Annotated in this window: 17 protein-coding genes and 1 riboswitch; of the genes, 1 reads left to right on the plus strand and 16 read right to left on the minus strand. The window is 53.8% G+C overall.

The features are described from left to right. Positions 1-92: 92 nt before the first annotated feature. The 5 genes from JCM15764_RS12755 to JCM15764_RS12775 all read right to left on the minus strand — a co-directional run bounded on the left by JCM15764_RS12755 (position 93) and on the right by JCM15764_RS12775 (position 4,161). On the minus strand, positions 93-617 hold the full coding sequence (locus tag JCM15764_RS12755; RefSeq protein WP_054696291.1) for a hypothetical protein: 525 nt from the start codon (positions 615-617) through the stop codon (positions 93-95). A gap of 30 nt (positions 618-647) precedes the next feature. Continuing rightward, positions 648-1,280 carry a hypothetical protein gene (locus JCM15764_RS12760; RefSeq protein ID WP_054696293.1) on the minus strand — a complete coding sequence of 211 codons (633 nt, stop codon included), beginning with the start codon at positions 1,278-1,280 and terminating at the stop codon, positions 648-650. A gap of 24 nt (positions 1,281-1,304) precedes the next feature. After that, positions 1,305-2,165 (minus strand): hypothetical protein, encoded by an 861-nt coding sequence (locus JCM15764_RS12765; protein ID WP_054696296.1) that lies wholly within the window; start codon positions 2,163-2,165, stop codon positions 1,305-1,307. 377 nt (positions 2,166-2,542) lie between these two features. Further along, positions 2,543-3,325: a carboxypeptidase-like regulatory domain-containing protein gene (locus tag JCM15764_RS12770; protein ID WP_054696299.1), complete on the minus strand. Its 783-nt coding sequence runs from the start codon at positions 3,323-3,325 to the stop codon at positions 2,543-2,545. Beyond that, positions 3,262-4,161 carry a hypothetical protein gene (locus JCM15764_RS12775; protein WP_054696302.1) on the minus strand — a complete coding sequence of 300 codons (900 nt, stop codon included), beginning with the start codon at positions 4,159-4,161 and terminating at the stop codon, positions 3,262-3,264. Before JCM15764_RS12775 ends, JCM15764_RS12770 begins: the two co-directional genes overlap by 64 nt. Between JCM15764_RS12775 and JCM15764_RS23550 the strand changes: the two genes are divergently transcribed. Beyond that, positions 4,138-4,341 (plus strand): hypothetical protein, encoded by a 204-nt coding sequence (locus tag JCM15764_RS23550; protein WP_243688929.1) that lies wholly within the window; start codon positions 4,138-4,140, stop codon positions 4,339-4,341. The two genes, JCM15764_RS12775 and JCM15764_RS23550, sit on opposite strands and share 24 nt — an antisense overlap. A gap of 66 nt (positions 4,342-4,407) precedes the next feature. Here the strand turns inward: JCM15764_RS23550 and JCM15764_RS12780 are convergent, their stop codons facing one another. From JCM15764_RS12780 to JCM15764_RS29840, 11 genes are all read right to left on the minus strand, one after another. Further along, positions 4,408-5,418, minus strand: a complete 1,011-nt coding sequence (locus JCM15764_RS12780; protein WP_243688930.1) for a fibronectin type III domain-containing protein — start codon at positions 5,416-5,418, stop codon at positions 4,408-4,410. After that, positions 5,342-6,193, minus strand: a complete 852-nt coding sequence (locus JCM15764_RS12785; protein WP_054696309.1) for a hypothetical protein — start codon at positions 6,191-6,193, stop codon at positions 5,342-5,344. Before JCM15764_RS12785 ends, JCM15764_RS12780 begins: the two co-directional genes overlap by 77 nt. A gap of 163 nt (positions 6,194-6,356) precedes the next feature. Next, positions 6,357-8,231, minus strand: a complete 1,875-nt coding sequence (locus tag JCM15764_RS12790) for an Ig-like domain-containing protein (RefSeq protein ID WP_054696312.1) — start codon at positions 8,229-8,231, stop codon at positions 6,357-6,359. 29 nt (positions 8,232-8,260) lie between these two features. Then, a complete protein-coding gene (locus JCM15764_RS12795; protein ID WP_243688931.1) occupies positions 8,261-9,724 on the minus strand; it encodes a right-handed parallel beta-helix repeat-containing protein in 1,464 nt (487 codons plus the stop codon). A gap of 212 nt (positions 9,725-9,936) precedes the next feature. Further along, complete coding sequence (locus JCM15764_RS12800; RefSeq protein ID WP_054696318.1) at positions 9,937-11,304, minus strand: hypothetical protein; 1,368 nt, start codon at positions 11,302-11,304, stop codon at positions 9,937-9,939. Between the two features lie 227 nt (positions 11,305-11,531). After that, positions 11,532-15,743 carry a beta strand repeat-containing protein gene (locus tag JCM15764_RS12805; protein WP_500778430.1) on the minus strand — a complete coding sequence of 1,404 codons (4,212 nt, stop codon included), beginning with the start codon at positions 15,741-15,743 and terminating at the stop codon, positions 11,532-11,534. 298 nt (positions 15,744-16,041) lie between these two features. Beyond that, positions 16,042-16,120: riboswitch (cyclic di-GMP riboswitch) on the minus strand. A gap of 456 nt (positions 16,121-16,576) precedes the next feature. After that, a complete protein-coding gene (locus JCM15764_RS12810; RefSeq protein WP_054696324.1) occupies positions 16,577-18,043 on the minus strand; it encodes a B12-binding domain-containing radical SAM protein in 1,467 nt (488 codons plus the stop codon). Between the two features lie 152 nt (positions 18,044-18,195). Further along, positions 18,196-19,434, minus strand: coding sequence for a hypothetical protein (locus JCM15764_RS12815; RefSeq protein ID WP_054696327.1), 1,239 nt, complete (start codon positions 19,432-19,434; stop codon positions 18,196-18,198). Further along, positions 19,431-20,147: a DUF2318 domain-containing protein gene (locus tag JCM15764_RS12820; protein ID WP_054696330.1), complete on the minus strand. Its 717-nt coding sequence runs from the start codon at positions 20,145-20,147 to the stop codon at positions 19,431-19,433. Before JCM15764_RS12820 ends, JCM15764_RS12815 begins: the two co-directional genes overlap by 4 nt. 46 nt (positions 20,148-20,193) lie before the next feature. Next, positions 20,194-20,772, minus strand: a complete 579-nt coding sequence (locus JCM15764_RS12825) for a hypothetical protein (protein ID WP_054696333.1) — start codon at positions 20,770-20,772, stop codon at positions 20,194-20,196. After that, complete coding sequence (locus JCM15764_RS29840; RefSeq protein ID WP_243688932.1) at positions 20,772-22,631, minus strand: ATP-binding cassette domain-containing protein; 1,860 nt, start codon at positions 22,629-22,631, stop codon at positions 20,772-20,774. The genes JCM15764_RS12825 and JCM15764_RS29840 overlap by 1 nt, the downstream gene beginning before the upstream one ends. Positions 22,632-22,662: the final 31 nt, after the last annotated feature.

Here is a 22,662-nt window from a genome sequence, read left to right on the forward strand (position 1 = left end):
GGGCTATGTACTTCTCTTGGTTCTATATCTATGCTAATACTTTTCTGGCTTTACAATCTAAATAATCATCGGATCAAAGATAACTGCAAACATTACAGACTATTCTGTTTTAGATCCAATTCTTTGTCTATTTCTTGCTTGATAAACTTGGCTTGCTCCATTGACCTTAGGTTCTTGACGATTAATATTTTGCTACCGTCTCTAGCCACTCCATTCACTGATGCAGACTTGTTGGGCATCATCCAACCTGGGCCAGTATCAACTTCAACTCTTACTAAGTTCCCAAGGAGCATGGATCTATTATGATATGAGTACCAAGGAAAAGGATAATGTTTAATGTTGATTGTTCCATCGGTTATAGCGATATCGGTTTTATTTATTGAATGCATCAAGGTGACATATGTCATACCAAGACCTCCAAGAAGTGGTAATAATGAGACAGGCCAGAAGCTGTTTTCATTAGAGAAAACATGTGTGCAAAAGAACCAAATCATGAAGATATCCCATATTATGCAAGCACCTAAGAACTTTGCTATATATATATGAAACCACCTATACGTGATGATTGTGTTTCTGCCATTTTTTGTAACATTTATGCTCTTGGGCAGGGCAGTCATATCATTGGTCCTTACTTTTAGTGAAAATTTTCAGGTAACATGCCCATAATACATTATTACTGAATCACTTTTTTTCTTTTGTGGCAACGTGCCTCTATAAGACATCATTACATAGTTATATATTGGGTCTGAACCTAAAGCGCCTGTTAGGTAAAAGTTGTCATTTACCTTTTTTATCGTGTATGTTTTAACTATGCTTGTTATTTCGTTAAATACATGTTGCATAAAAAATACTGTGTATTCACCAAAATCTATTTTAGCCAAAAATATAGAATTTTGAATCTGCTTGTACCGATTTTTGTTTAAAGTATAAATCTCATTATCAGATATTATCTCGCTTATACTGCTTCTTTCATCAGGTGCCCATAGATTTAACAGTTCCGTTTGGGTTCCAGTCGCGTTGGCCGCTATCAAGTTAAACACAAATCTTTCATCTGCATCCAAAGATAAATTGTTTTTCGTAATATCGTCAAACCATAAGTCATTTATGTATTGCTTGCCTGTAAAAGATATTCTTACTGTGTTGGTGCTCGATGTTGAATTGACTGGGCGCAAATCAAATGAAATATCATTCACAGCAAAAGCATCTTGTAGTTTAAAAATGACTAGGGCAAAAACTATCACAACAGCTATACTCTTAACCTCACCTATGATCTTCATCATGCATTTCCCCTTTAATTTAATTCTTTACAAACACCACCCATCATTCAACGTAACTGATATACCTATGGGCTGCATACCTAGAGTAAATACTTTTACCGCCGAAGTAACTTTTCCAAAGCACCCTTCGAAACTCCAGTCACCATGACAATCCACCGTTCCTTCAAAGGATCCGCTGCCTGTCACATCCCCTGCCACCTTTAATATGTCCAAATCTACCATACTTGTGATTAACGCAGCTTCAACAGTGCCTGTTAGTTTCGAGGCAATTTCAATGCCAACACTCCAATCACAGGTTTCTGCACAGGCATTTGATCCACCAGATGCACTAGCGCTGCCATCAATTAAAAGTTCCCCTAGAGCTCTCACATAAGCGATTGGAACAGGCCCCAACATCAAGAATTTTGGAGAAGTGGCACACTGAATACTTGGTGACGACAATGTAAGCGTACCTGTAACATCGCTACCTTGTCTAAATCCCTTTCCTTCACAACATTTGTTCATTGGTCGGGTTTTGATATCACCTGACACGCTAAGGTCACCCACCATCCTACATCCTCGCATCAATGCCTTTGCACCAAACGACTTCAATGTTTGTTTGTCAAAGCCTGCAAATGTAATTTCAGGATTCAAATACTCATCCTCAATCTTTTTTCCTTTGCAAGTTCCGCCACTACACTTGTCTGGACCAAGTTTTCCTGGCTCTCCCGTAAATGAAGTACACATCTTACTATCATCACATCCATCATTATCATCGTTAACCGTTACAACTGCACCCCCCTGACATTTCTCCTTCTTGCAGTCTCCATTTGCTTTTTGAGGTGGTACCTGTGAATCATCAGGAACTGCCGTACAATTGCCGCTTTTGCAGACTGCCTTCCAGCACATCGTTGTTCCTGTAGCGCACGGCGTATCATCAGGCTTACAATCACAGGGATTAGTTGACGGCAACGGCGTGCTTATCCCTGGCCCTCTCGTCCCTGAACTTTGCGAACCTCCAGTCCCTGAACCAACTGAAGTTGTATAGGAGTATGGAATTCCCGTCCCTACTCCACTTCCTGTCCCTCCTCCACTGGGGCAAGCATAGGGTACAAGCCCATAATAGGTCGTGCTTCTATCTACCGTCCTTGCTTGAGGAGTATTCGGACATATGATCGCCGTCCCGTGAACCGTGAACAGCGGCACAGACTTGTAGCAGGTCGACCCACCAAACCCTCTTACCTCTTCACAGAGAGAAGCAAGATTACTTGATCCCTCCCCTGTGTTTAAAGCAACCGACTGCTCCTGGTGATCCGGTATGGCACGGTGATCTTCTGCATCGCATTGAGCCGTTTCGGAATCGTGGAATCCAGTATTTCCACATCGTAGCCGTCAAAGCTGGATGGGAAGTTGAGGGCGACGTTGTCGAGAGCGATCAACCCGTAGTTGGTTACGGTGAACTCGCCGTTGAATACCTGGCCCGGCTGCAGGTCGGGAAGGGTCACGTTCGGCGGCTCCATGACCAGTACGGGAGTGGGTACGTTGGTCTCGAATGTCTGGCTGATGGTTATCTGGTACTGGTCCTGGATCACCGTCGGTGTAACGCTCCACTCGATGGTAACAAGTTTGAGTTCCAGCGCAACAGGGACAGTGGTGGTCACTCCCGGCTCGATGACAAATGAGTCGGAATAGGAAGCCGCGCCGGATGCGCTAATGTTATATGTGTACCGCCCTTCCGGGATGTCGAAGAGGAATGCATTTCCGTCAGTTCCGGTCTTTACTGTGTAAATGAGATCGAGGGCAGACTGGTGCTGGACGGTAATGCTGGCGTTTGCCACGTCGCGCATGATCTCGTCGAGCACGCTGAACTGGACGTTCCCCACCGCGCTGCTGCTCACCGTCACCTGGATGTTGAAAGTATAGGGGATGTGATTGTCGGCGTAGATGACTATCCTGTCGTTGTAGACCCCCTGGGGCAGTGAGTCGCCGGGACGCAGGAGGATGCCTATTTCCTTGCTCTGGCCGACGCCGACGTCGCGAGGTTCTTGTCGATGGTAAGAGACATCCATGTGGAAGACGGCCCTTCTATCCGGGCGTTACTCAGGGCCTCAATGCCGGTGTTGCTCAAGGTAAAGCTCACGATTTTCTGGTTGCCGCGCATCAGCCCCGTATCGATGTAGGAAGGGCTGGTCCTGATTACCGGCAAGGCACTGACCAAGGTAATATTTGCGGTCACCTTGTCGGATAGCCCTTCAGCGGTGGCGATGGTGAGATTGGCATAACCGGAATCGGGAGCGCTCGTTTGCGGCGAAATCCTGAAGGTCACGGTCTGACTTTCGCTGCCGGATAACTTATCGTCACCGCCATTTATGATTGTGGCGGTGATCCCGCTGGCCGAGTCGGTAACCAGGGACAATCCACTTAATTCCGTGCCCGAAAGGTTCTTGATGGTTACCGGGATGTCCACCGGCTTGTTGCGAGTCGTGGTGACATTTACGACTTTCGGGGAAACCTGCATGCCGATGATGGAGAACTGGGCCTGCACGGTGCGGTCGCCCAAGTCGGGATGAATCGCCCAGACACTGTAAGTGCCGGTTTCTGAAGAGCCTGGGGTAAATATGTATCGGAAATTCCCGGACTGATCGGTGGTTGCCGTGAAGAAGCGGTCGAAGCCGCCGACTGATACGCCGATCTTCACCGGAACCTGCGGCGTGGGGGTGCCGTCAGCGGTGGAAGTCACATGGCCGGTAATCGTCACCGTCTCGCCCTGGTGGTACACAGCTTTATCCACCTGTGCCTGCGCCGTGTACGGCACGTCGGTAATGGTCGTTGCCAGCGACTGCTTCAGACCAGGAGCCACGACCTGATCGGGCTGGTTGTAGTGATAGTAGGTGTTGTCGATCACAGCCTCGAGAACCACCTGCGCAGGTACGGTAGCCGGAACGGCAAGGGTGATCGGGTCGGAGAGGAAACTTCCCCCCGGCTCGATCCGGGCTGTGGCGTAAGAGCCGGAACTGACGACAGCACCGGTGCGCTGGTTCAGTTTCGCCTGGGCGAGGACGTTGCGTCCTGGTCCTTGAGATAGAGCTTCACCTGGCCAGTCGGGCCGTTGTTTTCGGATGTGAGGAACGACAACTGGGCGGAACCGAGGTTATTCACTTTGAGCCGTACCCGCTTCAGTGCCCCGGACCAGCGGATCGTTGAAGATTTCCAGGGCCGTGCCGGAGCCGAGAACAGAGGCCACTGAGCTCTTGGTAACCCGCACAGTAGTGCCGGGGGACGGATTCATGATGGCGGAGACCACAACAGCTTCCTGCGGCGGTGCGGCAGCCTCGGTGGCGGCCACCTTCTGGACCTCAAGCAGTGCAGCTGGGGTCACGGTGAACGGACCGGCAAGAGTGCTTTCCGGGAGGGAACCGATCTTCAGAGAGATGGCATCGATGGTGAGGCTCCCGGCGGCATCGGCAGGCAGGGCAACCACGACCGGCACGGTCTCCAGCATCCCCCGCCGGAGGGTGGTCCCTTCCTTAAGGCCAATGGCGAATGCAGGGAGTGTCGCTTCTTTCACCGGGCTCTCGGTACCGGTGACGTTTACGGCCGTGATGCCATAGGTAACGGAGTCGCCTGCATAGTAGCTGTCGCTGTACGTGGTGGTGGGGGTGGGTATCTGGTTCACCTTGTTGCCGTTTCTGAAGATGTAGAACCCTTGCAGATTCGCCTCGCCCCCTTCCCAGGAAAGGGCAGGCTTGCCGCCGTCCACCAGGGTGAGGATGAGGTTGCGTACTGGTGCAACCGGGAATGTGATCTCCTCGGTGACGGACGGTGTACTTTCGTTGCCAAGGGAATCAAGTGCCGTCACAGCGTAGTATCGCTTGGTGGAGGTCGGAGACGTATCCACGGCAGGCGAGGCCTTAATGGTGATCAGAGACGTCTGGCCACTGATGGATGTGATGGGGGTGTCGGAGCGGTAAAGACGATAGGCGTTCGGCACCTCGCTCCCGGCTGTTGGCGCATCCCACGCAGCCTGTATGCCGTTGCCGGTGAGCGCAAGAGCAAGACCTGTCGGTGCCGGAGGCCCGTTCCGATCAGAAAGACCGGCGACTTCCGTACTCTTGGCGCTCTCGCTGTCGAGGAGCCCAAGGCAGATATGCTGTAAAGCCACGTCCCGTCAGCGGGCGGAGTATCCGTGTAAGTCGATTGTGATCCGAAGATGTCGGCAACTGCAACGAAAGAGGTTTCTCCTTCTCCTCTGCGATAGACCCGATAATTCTCGCATCGCCGAACCGGCCCCAATCAAGAGCAACTGCCCCGGCCTTAAGGCTCTTTGCCGTTAATCCTTCAGGAACTGTCGGGGCTGGTGGATTATCCCTGTAGAGAATGATTGATGCACCAATCTTTATGGTGCTTCCAACATTATCAAAGCGATCCTTCGATCCGGAAAGGACGAAAGCTGCGCTTCCTTCCGGCAGTGAAGAAGGATCTAGCGTGCCGGACCAATGGATCCCGCCATCAGCGGAGACAAGGCCTGTGACCGGCACTGAAGTTGTGCCGGAGCGAAGTTCCAGGACCGGGGTGGACACAGAAGGCTCATCGAAGGTGAGTGCGACCGTGGCCGGCCCTGCGGTAGTCTTGAGGATGGTGAGCGGGGCGTTGATGGTCGCTACCGGCCCTTTCACATCAATGGTCGGTCCGGTACCGCTGCCGTTGCCGCGGTTGCCGATCAGGTCCTTGCCGGAAAACTTCCACGTCGTCGGCCCTGATGGTGAGTTGGCGTCAAGGGTAATGCTCGCCTGGTAATGGGTGTCGTCCACCTTCCACATTGGAATGACGATGGGTGACCCGGCCTGAGGTTCGAGACTCATGAAGGGTAGTTCCTTCAGCGTCTCGGTCACAGCCAGTTTGACCGTCACCGAGCCCGGCCCGAAGGAGTTGTCCACCGGAGTCCCTCCTGAGGCATTCGACAATGAGACAGAGGCCACCGAGGGTGGGAGCCGGTCGGATGCGATCTGAATAATGTTGGAAACAGGGCTTTCGTTCCCGGCTCCGTCAAAGCGGTAACGGCGTAGTAGCGGGTGGCGTCGTCGGCCGGAATGTATTCTTTTAGGAGATATGGGATAGGAGCACTGTTGGTTTTCCGCACGCCCGCATCGGTCTTGGTGCTGAAGGATTGAGTCCCTTCGTACAGGTTGTAGCCGGTCGGCACCTCTCCCGTTCCCATCTGCCAATTGAACTGGATAGAGCCACCGGCCAGGGGCTTGGCAGAAAGGCAGCCGGGGCAACCGGGGCGCCGCTGTCGACGGTGATCCGCAAGTCGGTGCTCCAGGCGCTTTCGCCACCACGGTTGGCCGCCTTGACTGACACGACATTGTCCCCCTCAACCAGTGAAACAGCTGCAAAGCCGAAGCGTGAGTCGGAGGTAGCGACCGAGGAAACGACAACTCCGTTGACCCGCAACGATACGTTGACCCCAGTCTGTGCAGTACCGTTGATGGTGGCTGCATTCTGGGTGATGGGACCGCTAAAGGTCGTTGTGATGACCGGCGCAAGCGGCGGAGCGAGGCTCACCACTACCGGTATCACGCTCTCTGTGCTGTTCCCCGGCGCATCGTAGACAACTACCTTCACCGTGTGATTACCGTCGACTGCCTGAACCACGTCCCAGGCGTAACTGATGGAGGTGCCGTTCTGGCTCTTCACCAGGTTTCCGTCGATATACAGGTCAAGCTTTGTCACGACGCTCTCCGCGTCGGTTGCTGAGGCGATGATGGTCATAGGAGCAGTGATAACCTGGTTAGCCGTCAGATTGAGCCCCGCGATAACCGGGCCGGTGGTATCGCCCCGCGGCGCTGTCCCTATACTCTGGACACTGGTCCGCTCGGCGCCGGATGTGTTGAGAGTGGTAACAGCATATTGGTAGGTCAGGCCGTTGGTTAAACCGGTATCGGTAAAGCTGGTCCCTGTCTGACTCTTGACCAAGGTCATGGAGGTCGCGTCGGTCTGGGGAACGTCAGACTGGAGGCGGTAGATATTGTAGGCCTTGACGTAAGGAGAATTGACCGCATTCCAGGTGATGGTGGCCTTCTGGCTTCCAGGCGTTGCAGCAAGGCCGGCGGGATTTGCCAGCCTCGTAACCGCCGTTACCACGATTCCTGCACTCTCGTGGCCCTGGGTATCCTTGGTGGTCACTTTGAACTTGTAGAGTGTGGCGTCGTTGAGCCCTTTCCGGGCATAGGTGATAGCGGTCTTACCCACTGCTGTCCCGGCATCGTAACCCTGTCCTGCATCCATATAGACCATCTGGTCAGTTAGGTCTTCGGTGGAATTCTTACTGCCGGTCCAGGTAAGGGAGGCAGTATTGCCGTCGGCAACGGAGTATGTTGCCGATGCAACAAGACCGGTAACGTCCTCGGGCGGCAATGTATCTGCCGGGACACCTTGAGCCGTGTTGACCCTAGGATCAGCATTGCCGCTTATGCCTACCGGTACGACTGCAAAATAATAGCGGGTACCCTGGGTCAGGCCGGTCACTTTGAATGATTTATTTCCTTTATTGGCCGTGCCGACAGGGGTAAGAGCAGATGTATCTGTAAAATCTGCCCCACTGAAATATACCCGATAGTAAGCAAGGTCGGCTAACTCCACATACGAAGGCCAGGAAAGAGTGACTTCAGTCCCCTTTCCGCTACCGTCTATAACCAGCATCCCGCTTGCCAACGGCTGTGGAGGCACCGTATCGCACAGGATGTCTATGGTCTTGGTCGTGACGTTGCCGATGGCATCTGCCGCAGTAAAGACTAAACGATTATTGATCCCGTCGGTCACGGTTATGGGATACGACCAGGTGGCGCTTTGATCAGTGGCATCAAAGATAGTGGTAACACTTGAACCATTTTTCAGAGTAACTATAGATCCCGGCTCCTTTTTGCCGGAGATGGTCTGGGTGGCCGTCGGAGCAGGATTTTTGTATACGTCCACGGTAAAAAGAGGCGGCGTGGTATCGAGGGTTATGACCGGCGCGGGGCTAATGGGGTAGAGTCGTTGCCGGCGGCATCACGTGCGAAGATTGCCAGGGGGTTGGCACCTTCCGCGAGTGGATAGCTGTAGCTCCAGTTGGTGTCGGCAGTTAGGGGAACGCGCTGGACGTTGTTGATGATGATGGCGCTATTGGCCTCTTTGCTGCCGGTTAGGGTCTGGTTAGCCACTTTGGTGGGAGTGGTAACCTGCGATGTCAGATCAGGAGTTGTCGGCGGGGTGGTGTCGAGGACAAAGCTTCCCGCTTGCTGGTCGGCCATGGCGTTTTGCGCAAGATCTTTAGCGCCACTTACTTTAACTACGTATGTCGCATCACCGCTACTGGCGGTGAAGCTGTAGCTACCGCGCCAGGTCGTGGAGTTATGCCAGCCGCCGGTTATGGTGTAGCTGGTTTCGAGCAGGAAACCTGGACGGGTGACAGTGACTGTAGGTTGGGTGCCTGTGCTCATTGCTTCACTGAAGGTGAGGGTTAATGTTATGTCGCCTGCTTTGACCGGAGTCGTTGGGCTCATTGCCGTGACCGTCGGTTTGGTGGTATCGAGGATGATCTGGCTCGACAATTGACTGGAATTCCCGGTACTGGTTTGGAACTGCACGTAAACTTTTTTCAGACCATCGTTAGTCGAAAGGCTGAATGGTAACGTAGAAGTAAACTGTTGGAATAATACCCCGGCAAATGATGGATCCTCACTGATCCTGAATTCTTTGCAGGTCATGCAGGAAAGATTGATCGTTATACCCGGTGATGCTGTGATCGCCCCCTCGGAAATGGTGAATGAACCGCCTAGAATAGGGATCAAATTGGACCATGGCGAATACACCACTCCGTCGCTTACCTGGTTTCCAAGCCCGCCGGGGTTGTATAACCCTCCCCCCGCTGTATCATCGGAAGCATCAAGCGGCCCGCTCGTATCTCCCCACCAGTTTTGCACAGCTTTGATGGGATGAGCGGGGTTGAGATTTCTCAGGCCGTATAAGTTCCCGGTGATAAAAGAATTACTGAGAACCGGGTTACCGTCGCCTGACGCTTCGATTCCGACGCCGTTTCCCGAGATAACTCCATTGCTTATAGTCGGGGAAGCTCCTTCCCTGAGTTTTATGCCGGCACCAGCGCTATTCTTGATCTGCGCACCGTTTATTGCCGGAGATACGCCACTGATATCGAGGGCCGCTCCATCCGCTGCACCACCATAACTGATTGTCGTGCCGCTGAACCCGACGACGGTCGCCGAGCCATACACCCGTATCCCCCGCCAGTCTCCCGGCGAAGGAGCCGTCTTGCCGCTTGTAATCTCAGCCTCTTGGGCGTTGAGCGAATCCCTGACGACCAGTTGCACCTGCTCACCGGCCTGGACCACAACTCCTTTGGCGATAGTCAGTGTTGCGCCATATCCGAATGTAGAAGAAATGGATATATGAAATAGTGCAAGCCCCATAGCAATACCTCGCCATTGCCGCCTGAAACTTACACTAGACAAATTGCGCATACTCAACTTCCTCCAGAAATTGCAGCGTTCATGAACTGCAGGAGCATAGCCAAACTATGGTGAATACAGGTATCAGATGGACCACCCACCGCTAGGTCGTGGGGTGGTCCATCTGAATAGTTAAATTACGTCGTACAAATCCAAGTTGGACGGCATCAGGTTTAGGAAGCCTTCCGCACCACTCCATCTGCAGGATATTCCTTGCCAGAGGCGGTAATATAGGTGACCTTCGATGTGCCATCCATTTCGGCATCCACCCGAACCTTGGCCACATACTCGCCATTGAACTGCGGCAGACTCATCGCCACCAGTTCGGTCACCGTATAGCTGGCCGATGCCAGCAGCACGTTGTTGCCGTTGCTTAGAGTCACTGTAGCGGTTGCAGTAGTACTGGCATCGGAAGAACCGTCAAGTGCGTTACTGAGCGCGGACGAGCGATTGGCGGCAACGGTTGGGACCACATATACGGTTACCGTTGTTCCCCGGGGAATATTGGTGGCTGCAAGCTGAACTGTGGCAGTGGTGGTACCCTGGGGCAAAGTAATGTCCCCTACACCGGTCGGATTGGCCGGCACCTGCTGGGTGTTCCCCCCGGCGGTGACGCTGACGATGGCCAAGGTCGGGTTATTGGGAACAAGCACCTTGCCCGGTGGCGTACTCCAGGAATAGGCCGGATCCGTATAACCGGACCAGTTGGTATTGTTCGCTTCGAGCCTGATCCTGCCGTATCCGCCCCTGTTCGCGGTGCAGAGACATGATGCGCTGCTGCCTCCGCGACGGGCGCCGACCCATCCATCATAAATCCTGGTGAGCGTATCTGCCATGAGCCTGATGGCGCCGCCCGATCCGCCGCCGCCGGTGCCGCCGCACCAATCGCCTGAACTCTGTCCGCCGGTACCTCCGTCGGCAAAAATCCTTCCGGCACCGCCGACATTCTGCTTGCCTATCGTAATGGTGCCCGATGATGCAATGAGGATAGCGCCACCGCCGCCGCCCCCACCAGCGCCGTTGAAATTTCCCCCCGCCGCGCCGCCTGCTCCCCCGGAACCACCGACAATGGGAAGAAGACTAGCCTGACCGTAGGTGGCACCGCTGGAGGACGCCCACCAATTAGTCCCTGTTGCGTCAGCATAGGAGCCGCCGCCACCGCAGCCACCCCTCAAATCACTACCGTTGTAGGTGCTGCAGGCATGATAACCACCTCCAGGGCCTTTGCCCGCCCCACTGCATTGGCCCGACGATCCGCCGAACAGGGTCGTGCGTCCCCCATAGCCGCCGTCATATCCGCCAGGACCACCAAGTCCGGGTTGCCCGTCGTCACCGAGGACGCCATCACAAGCGGTCCCGGCACAAGCAGCTGTGGAGCCGCTGACATCGATGGTCCCCTCGATGAGGACATTACTGCTCGTGCGGATAATGACCGGGGTGTTGTTGGTGTTCTTCGCGAATCTGACCGTAACCCCCTGAGGCACCGTAAAGGTGGTGTAATCCAGAATACCGCTGGGGGGAAGTTGCACGGTGGTGTTCACAGTAGGGCTGAACGCTCCCTGGCAGGTGGTGGAGTTGTGGAAGGCGACCCCGCAGGTACTGCCGCTTTCGAATGCCGCAATGGCATCGTTTCCCGTTGTGAGGACGATCAGGCCAGCAGCGCGGCCATCATCAGCGTGACCGGATAAAACTGGTTCGATTTGGTTTTTTGCATTTCTATTCTCCTTACTCTGTTAAGTGAAAAACTGTATTTAAATCTCTTTCCCGATCATGCGCCAAGCCGCTTAGGGGGACCGCGGTAACCTCTGCCGGAGCTTGCCATTACCTGCAGCGGGAACTGTTCTACCCCCTGCTGCACTTCTTTTTCGTCATGGTGCCCGATGGTATTCAAGCAAAGGAGGGGTTCGTGGAATACCGGCACAGGAAGCTGGCGCCAGGCGGTTATTGCCGGCATTACCCCATCTGCAAAGGCTAGCAGCCTAGGATCGGCAGGCCAGCCAGCAACCGCCTCAGTCAGCGGCTTTGGCAACGTCTGGCTGGCCGTTTTGACCGATGCCGGTGCTTGGACTACAGGTCGACTGACGTTGAAGATGTTATTGGCACCCGGCGTGTTGTCTGAAGAGCCGTATGGTCCATCCATAACAACGATCCGCTGTCCTCCTGGCGCCATCCCATCGATGATCACCGTGACGGTGGCCTGGGTACCGGCCGCATTGATGGCAGGCGGGTTTACGACAGTTATTCCGTCCATGGGCTCAAAGCGGACCGTTGTAGCCCCGTCAAGACTGGTGCCGTTGATGGTCAGGGTAAAGGTATTCCCTACGGTCTGCAGGATCGGCGAAACAGAAATTACTGACGGCCTCATACCAACGTAAATTTGATTGGTGCCCCGAACCGGGGCCGATACGGCAGTACTGCCAACCATCGGCACCAAGGCACGCAGACCTCGGGGGGCCGTGATGTCGGCAGTTAGTTGCACAGTCAACGTTGTCCCGTCAGCGGAGGGGGTCAAGGCGCCAACCGTGATGCCGGCTGCGGGGGCAACCTTGAGGCTGGTGACATTGTCGAGTGCTACGCCGGTGATGGTTACCGATGCACTGGTGCCCGGCTCCATGCGTGTGAGGGATACGCTGGAAACCGATGCCCCGACAATGACGCCGACCTGCGGCGAAACCATTGCTCCGATGACCAGATTGGAATTGGGAGGTGGTGGTGTAAACGGAATCGAGATCCCCACCTGGGATGAAATGATCGGGTTATATGTAGACGGAGCCGTCGTCGGCGGCGCGGTGGCGACGGTTACGCCGATTTGGTTCGCGATTACCGGCGTATAGGTCTTCCCCGCTTCCGACGTGACGGTAAAGGTGTTGGCGACCGAGGGGGTGTCGGTCGTGGTCCCCCCTGGCGTTGTGATTGTAACAATCCGCGCCGTGGTCGGAGCATTGGCGGCTAGAGTAACCCCCACTGTAGCCACCGCGCCGCCCGATGAAACGGTCGGCGGATTTGCAACAGTGATTCCATCCGGCGGAATGAATGAAACATTAGTGGCACCGGACAGGAGCGTTCCGCTGAGGGTCATGGTGAAACTGCTGCCGGCCATGCCCCTGATGGGGGATATGCCGTAAAGCAGCGGCTGCGGCAGGGTAACGCGGAAGATGTTTGACCCTGGTGCCGCAGGCGGAACTGTATACGCACCGGCCTTGAGGATCACGCTTCTGGCGCTTGTAGGGGCATCGGCGGCAATCGCAATATGGACATCCACGAAGGAACCATCACCCGCCGATGTGAGGCTTGTCACCGTAATGCCGGTGACCGGGTAGAAGGCGACCGAATCAACCGCAGCAAGGTTTTTGCCGGTAATACGTAACACAAGATCTGTACTGCCGATGGCACCCGATCCCGGAATAATTCCGTTCATCACCGGTCCTACAGAAATACCAACTGGCAGGGACGTAAATGGGCTGTACGTTCTATTTTCTTCGGTTACCGGCGTCGTTGGTACGATTACTCCAACCTGTGGGGCAACGACCGGGGTGAAACCATCGCCCGCAGCCGACAGAATGCCGAAGGCGTTGGCGGGGGCCATTGTCGCTGACGATGTCCCGCCTGGGGTGGTTATCCTGACAAGTCGCCTCCCTTTTGCCGCTGCCGGATCAACCGTAACCGGCAGCGATGCCAGAGTCCCAGCGCTCGAAACCGTAATCGTGCTGGAAGCCGCAATGCCATCGGGTGGTTCAAAGGTGACTGCCGAAGCGTTGAACAGGTTTCGACCATTAATTTGTAGGGTGAAGGTGCCCGGAACAGAGCTGTTCGGGATCAGCGACCCGATTTCAGGCGCAGGATAGGTTAACTGAAATATGGCGGCTCCCGGTGATGCAGGCGAGGCAGTGGTCGTCCCTGATCTGAGGACCGCCACACGTGGAGTTGTAGCGGCATCTGCAGCAATGTCGACCGTCACCTCGACATAGCTGCCATCGGTAGCCCTTGTCAGGGTGCCGGCACGTACCGTGATTCCGTCTGCTGGGGCAAATGAGATGTCGGTAGCTCCGGCAAGTCCTGAACCATAGACGCGAATGACGAGATTCTGGGTACCGACCTGGGCCCGATCAGGGATGACGCCATTTATTACCGCACCCACCGCAACTCCAACTGTATTGCTGAAAAGAGGAGATACGGAAATCGGCGGGACAATCGGCACTGGCGGCGTACCCACCTGAACACCAACGGACGGCGACAGGGTTGGGCCGATGTTGTAAGTCTGAACGGGCTTCACGGTAACTGCGCAAATGTCTCCAGCGATGAACCCCTTGCCGGCAGCAGGTGTCGCGGTGATGGTGCTGCTGCCGGTGCCGGAATTGACGACCGTTACCTGTGCCTGCGTCGCTCCTTCCGGAACGGTTACCGTCGCGGGGAATGAGAGGACATTAGCGGGGCTGGCGGAGAGCGCCATGGTAAGACCGCCGGCCGGCGCAGGATCGGTAAGGGAGATGGTCAGGAAGAAGGAGAAGCCCTGGCCGGATAAGAGAGTGGTCGGGGTGAGGTTGACCGTCGGCTGGGGACGGACCGTCAAAGTCGTCTTGGCACAAATCCAATCGAATTGGCTGACATTGATGTCGACCGTTACGTCGCGGGTGCTGGCGCCATTAACTGCGGAAGCGTTTATGACAGCCGACGTCCCCCCTTCCGGAATGGTTACTGTCGCGGGAACAGTGACCGATTGGGTATTAGTGCTTGTGATTTGCGCCGTTACGCCGCCAAAGGGCGCGGCAAATGGGATGCCAAGTGTAAGTGGCACCATTTCGCCCTGTCTCAGCGTCACAGAAGTAGGGGTGATGGTGAAAGAAGGCACAATAACGTTCAGAGCAGCGGTATTGGAGATGATAAAGCTTCCAGCAGCACGAGGATCCGGAAGTTTCACCTGGACCGATTTTGTTCCCGAAGTGGCCACGGAAGGCGAAATCCGCAAGGTAGAGGCGCTGATAAAGCTCGTTTGAATGTCGTTACCATCGATTGTGACGATGGAATTAGCGGTAAAGTTCTTTCCGGTCAGCTCCATGGTCTCCGAATGACCGGCGTATATGGTTCCGGGAACAATACCGTCGATATGCGGTGTCGGCGGGATGATCGTGATTCCTGTTGCAAGGGTGGCATCCCCGGCCGCAACGGATAGCCCGACGTTCGCCACTCCAAAAGGAGCCGATTTGTCGGCCGTGATTTGCACAGGGATCGACGTGTCGGTGGCGCCAGGCTGAATAGCGGCAGTTATTCCAGGATTGCCGAATGTGACCGCCTTGACACCCGAAAGACGGGTTCCGGCAATGATTGCAGCTACCGAACTTCCCTGCTCAAGGTAGCTCGGCTGCATCGTGGTGATTCGCGGCGCAGCCCCGATGGACAGATCCCCTTCCATGTAGTAAGGGATGGAAGTTAGATCCCATGCGCCGGAAGTAATTATTTCTCCGGCAGGAACCCGGATCGCATCATGATCGTTCTTAACTGCGCTGTTTCCTGCGCCGTGTGGGAACGAAGCCAGGTCGAGGGAAAGGGCATAACCGCTGTTACTCTCGAAACGACAGTGATTGAATGTGGGGGAAGCGGAAGCGAGTGTCGTTGTGGCTCCGTATCTGATGGTTGCATATTCGATGATAGTTGCAGAATCGAGAGTGCCGTCGAGAAAATGAATTCCGCCCCAGTCTCCAGCCACCGGTGTCCCGCCTGAGGTGTCCCGCCAAGAGGTGAACAAAACAGGGTCTGCCGCAGTACCGGATACAAGCAGTGAGCCGTTTAGTACCGTTAATTGTGTGCCAGCGTTAAAATATACGGTCACACCTTCTTCAACAGTCAAAGAGGCGGAGCCTATAAGTGTCAGATTGGAAGTAACTACATATGGTCCATTTGCCGCAGCCCAAACCGTATTTGTCCCAATGTTGCCACCTACGGTGGTCGCTGCAGCGGCAGAACGAAACTGCAACAGCAGCATTCCGAACAGGATTACGCTAAAAAATCCCACTCCCACAATAAAGCGTCTCGTCTTTTTCAAGAGGATCACCCCAATCGCAATTAAATAACCCTACGCCAAAACCACAAAAACAAGCCACAAGTTGCCCGATGCTAAAGCGCTACCTACTGTCAAGGGCGGCGGCAGGAGCATAACCTGCAAAGCAATGATCCATTGAAACCACCAATTAATGTTTCATGTGCCTCTTCTCTTCCCGTTATAGATCTACTGAAAAACGAGAAAAGCCTACCGTCGAAATGGGTAGGCTTTGTGTGGCCACTTCGACAACCCCTCTTTCCATTAGCCTGGATAGGTGGCTTTGCGTCCCCTGGTTACCCGAGGGTTTGCCGTTTCGATTAACCTCTTATCATTGTTCAAAACTTGTTTGCCTTCATAAACTAATGCGCTTAACAAATCAACATTAATTAAGTGTAAAGATTTTTTACAGTTGTAAATTTTTTTTACAGTGCCTTTGCTAAGCATTATAAAATCAGGTAGTTAAGAAATTGATTAGGTAAGCAATTTTGATGAGATGAACAATAAATAATATAAATCAATATTAATCTTAAATAAAAAGGGAGGGTTCTTTGGTACAGACCGACTCAACAGAAGTTGGATGGCCATTGCACACAAAGCGCAAATCTTCCGACCAAAACAAAAAGCCCTCGGCGCTACCGAGGGCTTTTTAATTTGTGCTGGATAGATTTGGAAAGCATCACGCAATATTGCAGACTGTGGCTTCTGCTGGGGAAGATTCAGCCCCAATTCCTGGAGATACTTAACCTGGTGTTCCTCCTAATCGTGAACCACGTTCTTCAGGACAGTTTGCACATCATTTCTTCGATCATTGCCGGCACCTTGCCTAAGGTACCTTTGCCGAGTTTTTTGATAATGAAAGAACTGTTCATGATAAGTTTCATCGCCTTCATCAAGTAATCGCGCTTGAACGGGTCCTTCATGCTGAAGACCTCAGGTAGCTTCTTCATGTAAAAACGTCGATAGCAGTCGACAATGGCCACGTCCACCTGGAGAAGGCTCATCCGTTTCGGCTCGATGATGGGATCGATGAGGTTGTATTTGGCGTAGTCATGGACCTTGATGTAGTCCTTGACGTCATTGAACATGTCGGCGTAGGGCCAGGGCGTTATGGCAAGAAAATGGGCATTGTCGGGGTTATAGTACTGGGCCAGCTTCAATGTTTTTTCGATACTCTTTTTTGTTTCATCGGGAAAGCCGAGAACAAAAGAGGTCTCGGTGATGATGCCATGCTCGTGGATCAGATCAAGGGCCAGCTTGGACTGGTCCACATCAAGTTCTTTTTTGATGAAATCGAGGGTTTCCTGATCGGTGGCTTCTATGCCGATATAAATGTGAACCACCCCGGCCTTTCGGTACTTCCAGAGTATTTCCCTGTCACGGATGATATCCGGAACCCTTGTCTCCATAAGAAGGTAAATGGGCAGGTCCTTTGCGATGACCATATCAAGCAGGGCTTCCCACCGCTCCCGGTCTTTTGTCGGGTACTCGTCGGCAATGAGGAAGACATTTACCCCATAGATCTCGAAGAGGTGCTGGATTTCGTCTGCCACCTTCTGCGGATCCCGACCCCGCCACGACTGCTCCCAGAACTTCTGCTGTGAGCAGAAGATGCAATCGTGATCACAGCCCCTGGAGGTGCTGATGGCGCCTAAACGGGAATTGGGGATGACGAAGTACTTGTAATCAGACCAGTCAAGGAGGTCCCAGGCTGCTGGCAGATCATCGAGATTCTCCCGAAAGCAGCGCTTGGCGGTTTTGATGACGCGGCCATCCCTTTTGAAGGCAATCCCCGGAACCTCGGCCACGTCAGTTCCCTTTTCCAGTGCCATCAGCAGGGCTTTAAGGGTTGTCTCCCCTTCGCCGCAGATGATGTAATCCACCGCATCGGTTGTATTGAAAACTTCCTCATAGCAGAAGGTGGGATGGACTCCGCCGATGATGCTGACGGCATTGGGATTGATCTGCTTCGCCAGTTGCAGAGTCTTGAGAGCGTCATTGATGGTGGAAGTAATAGCTGTCGTGGCCACCACATCGAAGGTAGAGGCCCGCAAACGCTGTTCGATCTCCGGATACCCATGATCCTTGGTCATGGCATCGTATATCTCCGCATCCAGACCGGCTTCTCGGGCAACACCGGCAAGATAGACGAAGTTCAGCGGTATCCACCGCCCGGCGACCTCCACCACGCCACAGTGGTACGGAGGGGTGACAAAAAGGATCTTCTTTGCTCTGCTTGCTTCCATGGACTGTCTCCACCCTCTGTTTTGCAATTTCCACTCCCCTGCATGGTTATTCAGCCTGAATTTTTTACAAGCAGCATTTTAGCATCTTGTGCAACTTCACAGAGAGAAAATTGCCGGCCATCAGGAATACTGGTTGCTGAAAAAATGTGAAATCACTGACTTTGGCAGAGGTGATCGAGCATATTGTGGAGGATGCCGCGATGTTTTGCTGCTCGTCCTTCTGCCCGAGAAAAGACCTCTGTTGATCCATTACGTTGAATAAAGATAATCTCCCTGCGTGGAGCAAACATTCTGATAGGAATATAAGCAACAATTGCTCCCAGGAAGAGAAGGCCGGCGATCCACAGCAGCGGCAGGCCAGGGTCCTTGACAAAATCTACAGCAACAAGTTTTTTTGCATCAGGAAAAGAAAGTGTGTACTCTCCCCTGCTCACGGTCCCCCCCAGTGGCAGCGTTCCTTCCGAAACCTGATCGTTGCCTTTCAAGACCTTGAAGCGCAGATTGAACTTGCCTGTGATATACGGCTCTGCCCCGGTCATGGGCTCGATGATGGTAAAGGATATCCTGTAAGGAGACCGGGGAATCTGGACGCCATCCTCTTTTCCCGGAGGGTAGATCATTAGTTTGATATAGCTGGAAAAAACCTGTCCGGATTCAGGGGGAGTAAATTCGATAAGTGGGGCAAGGCCGAGGTAACGGGGATAGAAAAAGATACCATTAATCCGGCCAGGGGGGTAAACGCCGAATTTTCTCACGCTCGCTTCATCGCCCTCCCCTAAGGCGATGTTCATGTCGAGGCTATGGGACAAAATGATGCCATTATGTTGACGAAGAGTGATTTGCTCTACTCGCCCCCTCACCCCGACTGCCTCGGGCAAGGGTTCCCCCTCGATAACGACATCCCGCAGAGAAACCCTGGTGGTCAGGCTGACCAATATGCCCGCAAAGAGACAAAAGCTGCCCATGAGGAACAGAAATCGAGCGGGAAAAATGCTTATTCCCTTCCATGCAGCGCAAGAGTCTCCTTTTATTCGATAATGATAGCCTGATTGTTCAATTTTTTTCTCCAACAGCCCTGTCTGAACTGTGCCGAGAAATACCCTTTCCTGATAAGTCCCGACGGGTAATCCTTTCGCTGAAAGCCTTACTGCATGCCTTCTGTCGCTGAACTGGGCCGTTTCGCGGCAAAGAACGGCAAGGAGATTTACCGGTATGCAGGATAGGAGCAGGATAAGGGGGCTGTTACTCCTGACAAGGGCCATAAGAGCGACCAAGGTCTCGTCAGTGTAAAAGGCGATGATAATGTAGATGAGAGCGAAACATCCAAGAATGATGGGAGTTACCGCACGTGAAGCGATGATACTGTGAAAAGCTCGGAGCAGGCGCCTCATTCTGGCCCCCCTGGGACTTTTTTCGCCGATTGAACCTGTTCATTCCAGGTGTTGATAAGACTCACGGCAGAAAGATGCACACCACCAGCGTCGGCGGTGAATGAGACTGGTACCGGATTGCAGCCTCCCGGCTTGCCCACCGTCTCCAGCGGGATCAAGGTCTTGCAATAATAACAGATGACTGTACCTTCGCTCTGTCCGTACCCTTCCGGCTGGCAGATGGAGCAGGCATCGAGGACGACGGTCAGTTCATCTGAACGGTAAAGGACGAAGAAGCGCACCTTCTTTGCACCCTGCAGGAAGATATATTTGTGAAGTTTCCCATCCTTAAGGTCTGTTTCACCATCCTTGACAGGGATGTGAATCGTGCCTGCACCATCTGCTTTTACGGCAATAGGCTTCGGGTCCCAGTATTCAACTGAAGGGTGGCCACTCTCATATACTGCCACTGCCATCAATATAGTTGCAAAAAACGGAAAAAAGAGCAGACAGCGCCGTTCGCGGAGATGGCCCGCGATCAACTTGCGGCGTGTGGCGGCCTGTCGCACATGGGCAACGGAAGGAAGGGGCTGGCGGAATACGGCAATTGCTATCAAAGCCGACGGAATAAACCAGATGATAAGCCCCCCCCAGAAACCGACACTGTTGCTGAAAAACATTCCTATATAGTCCCAGACATCGGTACGGAAAAAGGGATGGTCCGGAATGAGCATGGATTCAAAAAACTGGTGGACGAAGTATGGATAAGCTTCATCACCTTCATGCTGAGGGGCGAAAAAAGGTCGAGCCGGGGGGAAAAGGAAGCGATAAACAGGAACAGGGAGACGGCCAGAAGGGGTAGCCCTCCCCTGGGCATTTTGAGGACCGATGGCAGGAGGGGCTCCAGCCGGTAAACCACCAGCCAGAGTTCCACCATTGCCGGAAGAATGAAGCATACTGCAAGCACTGTGCATTATCGCCGCTGTTGGATAGACGACAGACAGCCAGGATGGCAAAAACCGTAGCGGAGAGAAAGGCTGCCATTGCGGTGACAGCAGGATGGTCGGACAGAGAAGGAGAGAACTCCGTTATCGCAGGTGCAGGCGCCTTGTGCCAGGCAAAAGCGGCTACGATAAAAAGGGAAATAAAGGCAACGGCAACCAGAGATTTAATGATGGCAAAGGGTAGTTCGCCGGTGAAAGAATTGAAGAGCAGGAAACCGGCAACAGTGCCGGTAATCAGCCCAAGCACGGAACCGGCCGTCAGCGCACTCTTTCTCGCGGCAAAGGTCCGTGTCAGGCCAACTACCAGGACACCCCAGAGAATCAGCAACGTCAAGCCCTTGGCAAGGATCGGCATCAATTACTCCTCCCCTGCCGCACATCCTTTACCACTGTGCCGTCATCCATGAAGATGGTCCGCTGTCCCCAGCCGGCCACCTCCTGATTGTGTGTAACCAGCACCAGGGTAAACCGTTCCGTCTCATGGAGTTCTTTCAGCAATTCCATAACCAATTGGGTACTTTTGTGGTCGAGATTGCCGGTCAGCTCGTCGCCAAGGAGCAGCTTCGGATTGTTAATGATAGCCCTGGCAATGCAGACCCGTTGCTGCTCCCCCCCGGACAGTTCTCCCGGCCGGTTGGCCAGCCTCTTGCCCAGCCCCACTTTTTCCAGTGCCAGACGGGCTTCTACAGCATCGGGAATGCTGTGAAAATACTGGGCCATCATCACGTTTTCCAATGAGGTGAGATAGGGAATCAGGTGGTGCTGTTGAAAGATAATGCCGACGGATTCCCGTCTGAACCTGGCCAACTGGTCTTCACTGAGGGAAAGGAGGTTCTCCCCGTCAACCAGCAGAGTGCCGGCTGTTGGGCGGTCCAGGCCCCCCAAAAGATTCAGCAGAGTACTTTTACCGGACCCTGAATGCCCCATGATAGTCAGCCATTCCCCCTCGGTTACCTGCAAATCCAGAGGCGCCAAGGCACAAATTTCGCCGTAGCTTCTGGTCAATCCAACGGTCTTGATGATCGAAGACTCAGTTTTCACGGATGTCACCCCTATTCCCCCCTCAGGCTGCAAACCGGATCGAGACGGTAGACGGCGATCATGGTCCCGTGCTGCCAAGGAGGGCCAAGAAACAGCTGGCCGCCAGGCAACCGGGAAAAGCACAGGCAAAAAGTCGGCAGCCACGGAAAAGACCGTTTCGGTAACCAGGAAGGCAATGGCATAGCCGGCAACATATCCTGCCACTCCTCCGGTAAGACCCAAGAAGGCAGACTCTGCCCCAAAAAGCAGCAGGACCTCTTTCCGGGAGGCGCCGATTGCTTTGAGCAGGCCGATCTCCTTGCCGCGTTCCAGCACACTGCTGCCCATGGTGCCGGCAACACTGCCGCCGCAGGCGGTCAACACCACCGCCGTCACCAGCAGCATCAACAGTTGAACCTTTTTCAGCAACGACTCACTGGTCCTGGCAACCTGGCGGACCTCTTTCACCTTAGCCCCATTCAGACGTTTCTGCAGGTTGTCCGCAAACCGCCGGAGATCCTCACCCGACGCCGAAGCCAAAACTCTGACTGCCGTTACCTGCCCGGGCACTCCCAGCGCCTTCTGCAGGGCCTGCAGATTAACAAAAACCAGCCCATCCTCTTCGCCGCCGCTGGAGACAATTCCCGCAACCCTGACAACCAGATTTCCGGCCGAACCCGTCAAAGTCAGCTCATCACCCGGTTTTACGGAATGACGCAGGGCAATGTCATTCCCGATAAGGCATTCGTGTGCCTGCGGCCAACCGCCACTCACCCGCCACCAGGGGAAGAGCCTGCGTACCGCTGAAAACTCAACGCCATCCGCAGCAACATTTCTGCCTTTAAGATTGAAAGTTCCCCGCAGGCTTGGGGAATAGTCCGCCCGTACGGTACGATCCTGCAATAGGGCTTGTTCCACCTGTCCCTGAGCTACATAAGCCGGTTCAGCTATCATACCGAAATTCATGCCACCACTTCCCACTTCCATTCCGGCACTGTCTCCCACAACAACCAGGTTGGCGCCATACCGCCTGATCTCCTCAGCGATCTTTTTCTCCATGGAGAAGGAAACAATCCCCAGAGCGGTAACCAGACTCGATGCCATGGTCAGAACAAGCAACAGCAGCAGCGTGCCACCCTTGCGATGGGCAAGGGAGCGGGTTACCACATGAAAAAACCAGCGTTTCCTGCTCATATCACCCCTTTATTACCTGCACCGGCTTAAT

Origin of the sequence: Geotalea toluenoxydans JCM 15764, from assembly GCF_001311985.1 — a bacterium.
GTDB lineage: Bacteria > Desulfobacterota > Desulfuromonadia > Geobacterales > Geobacteraceae > Geotalea > Geotalea toluenoxydans.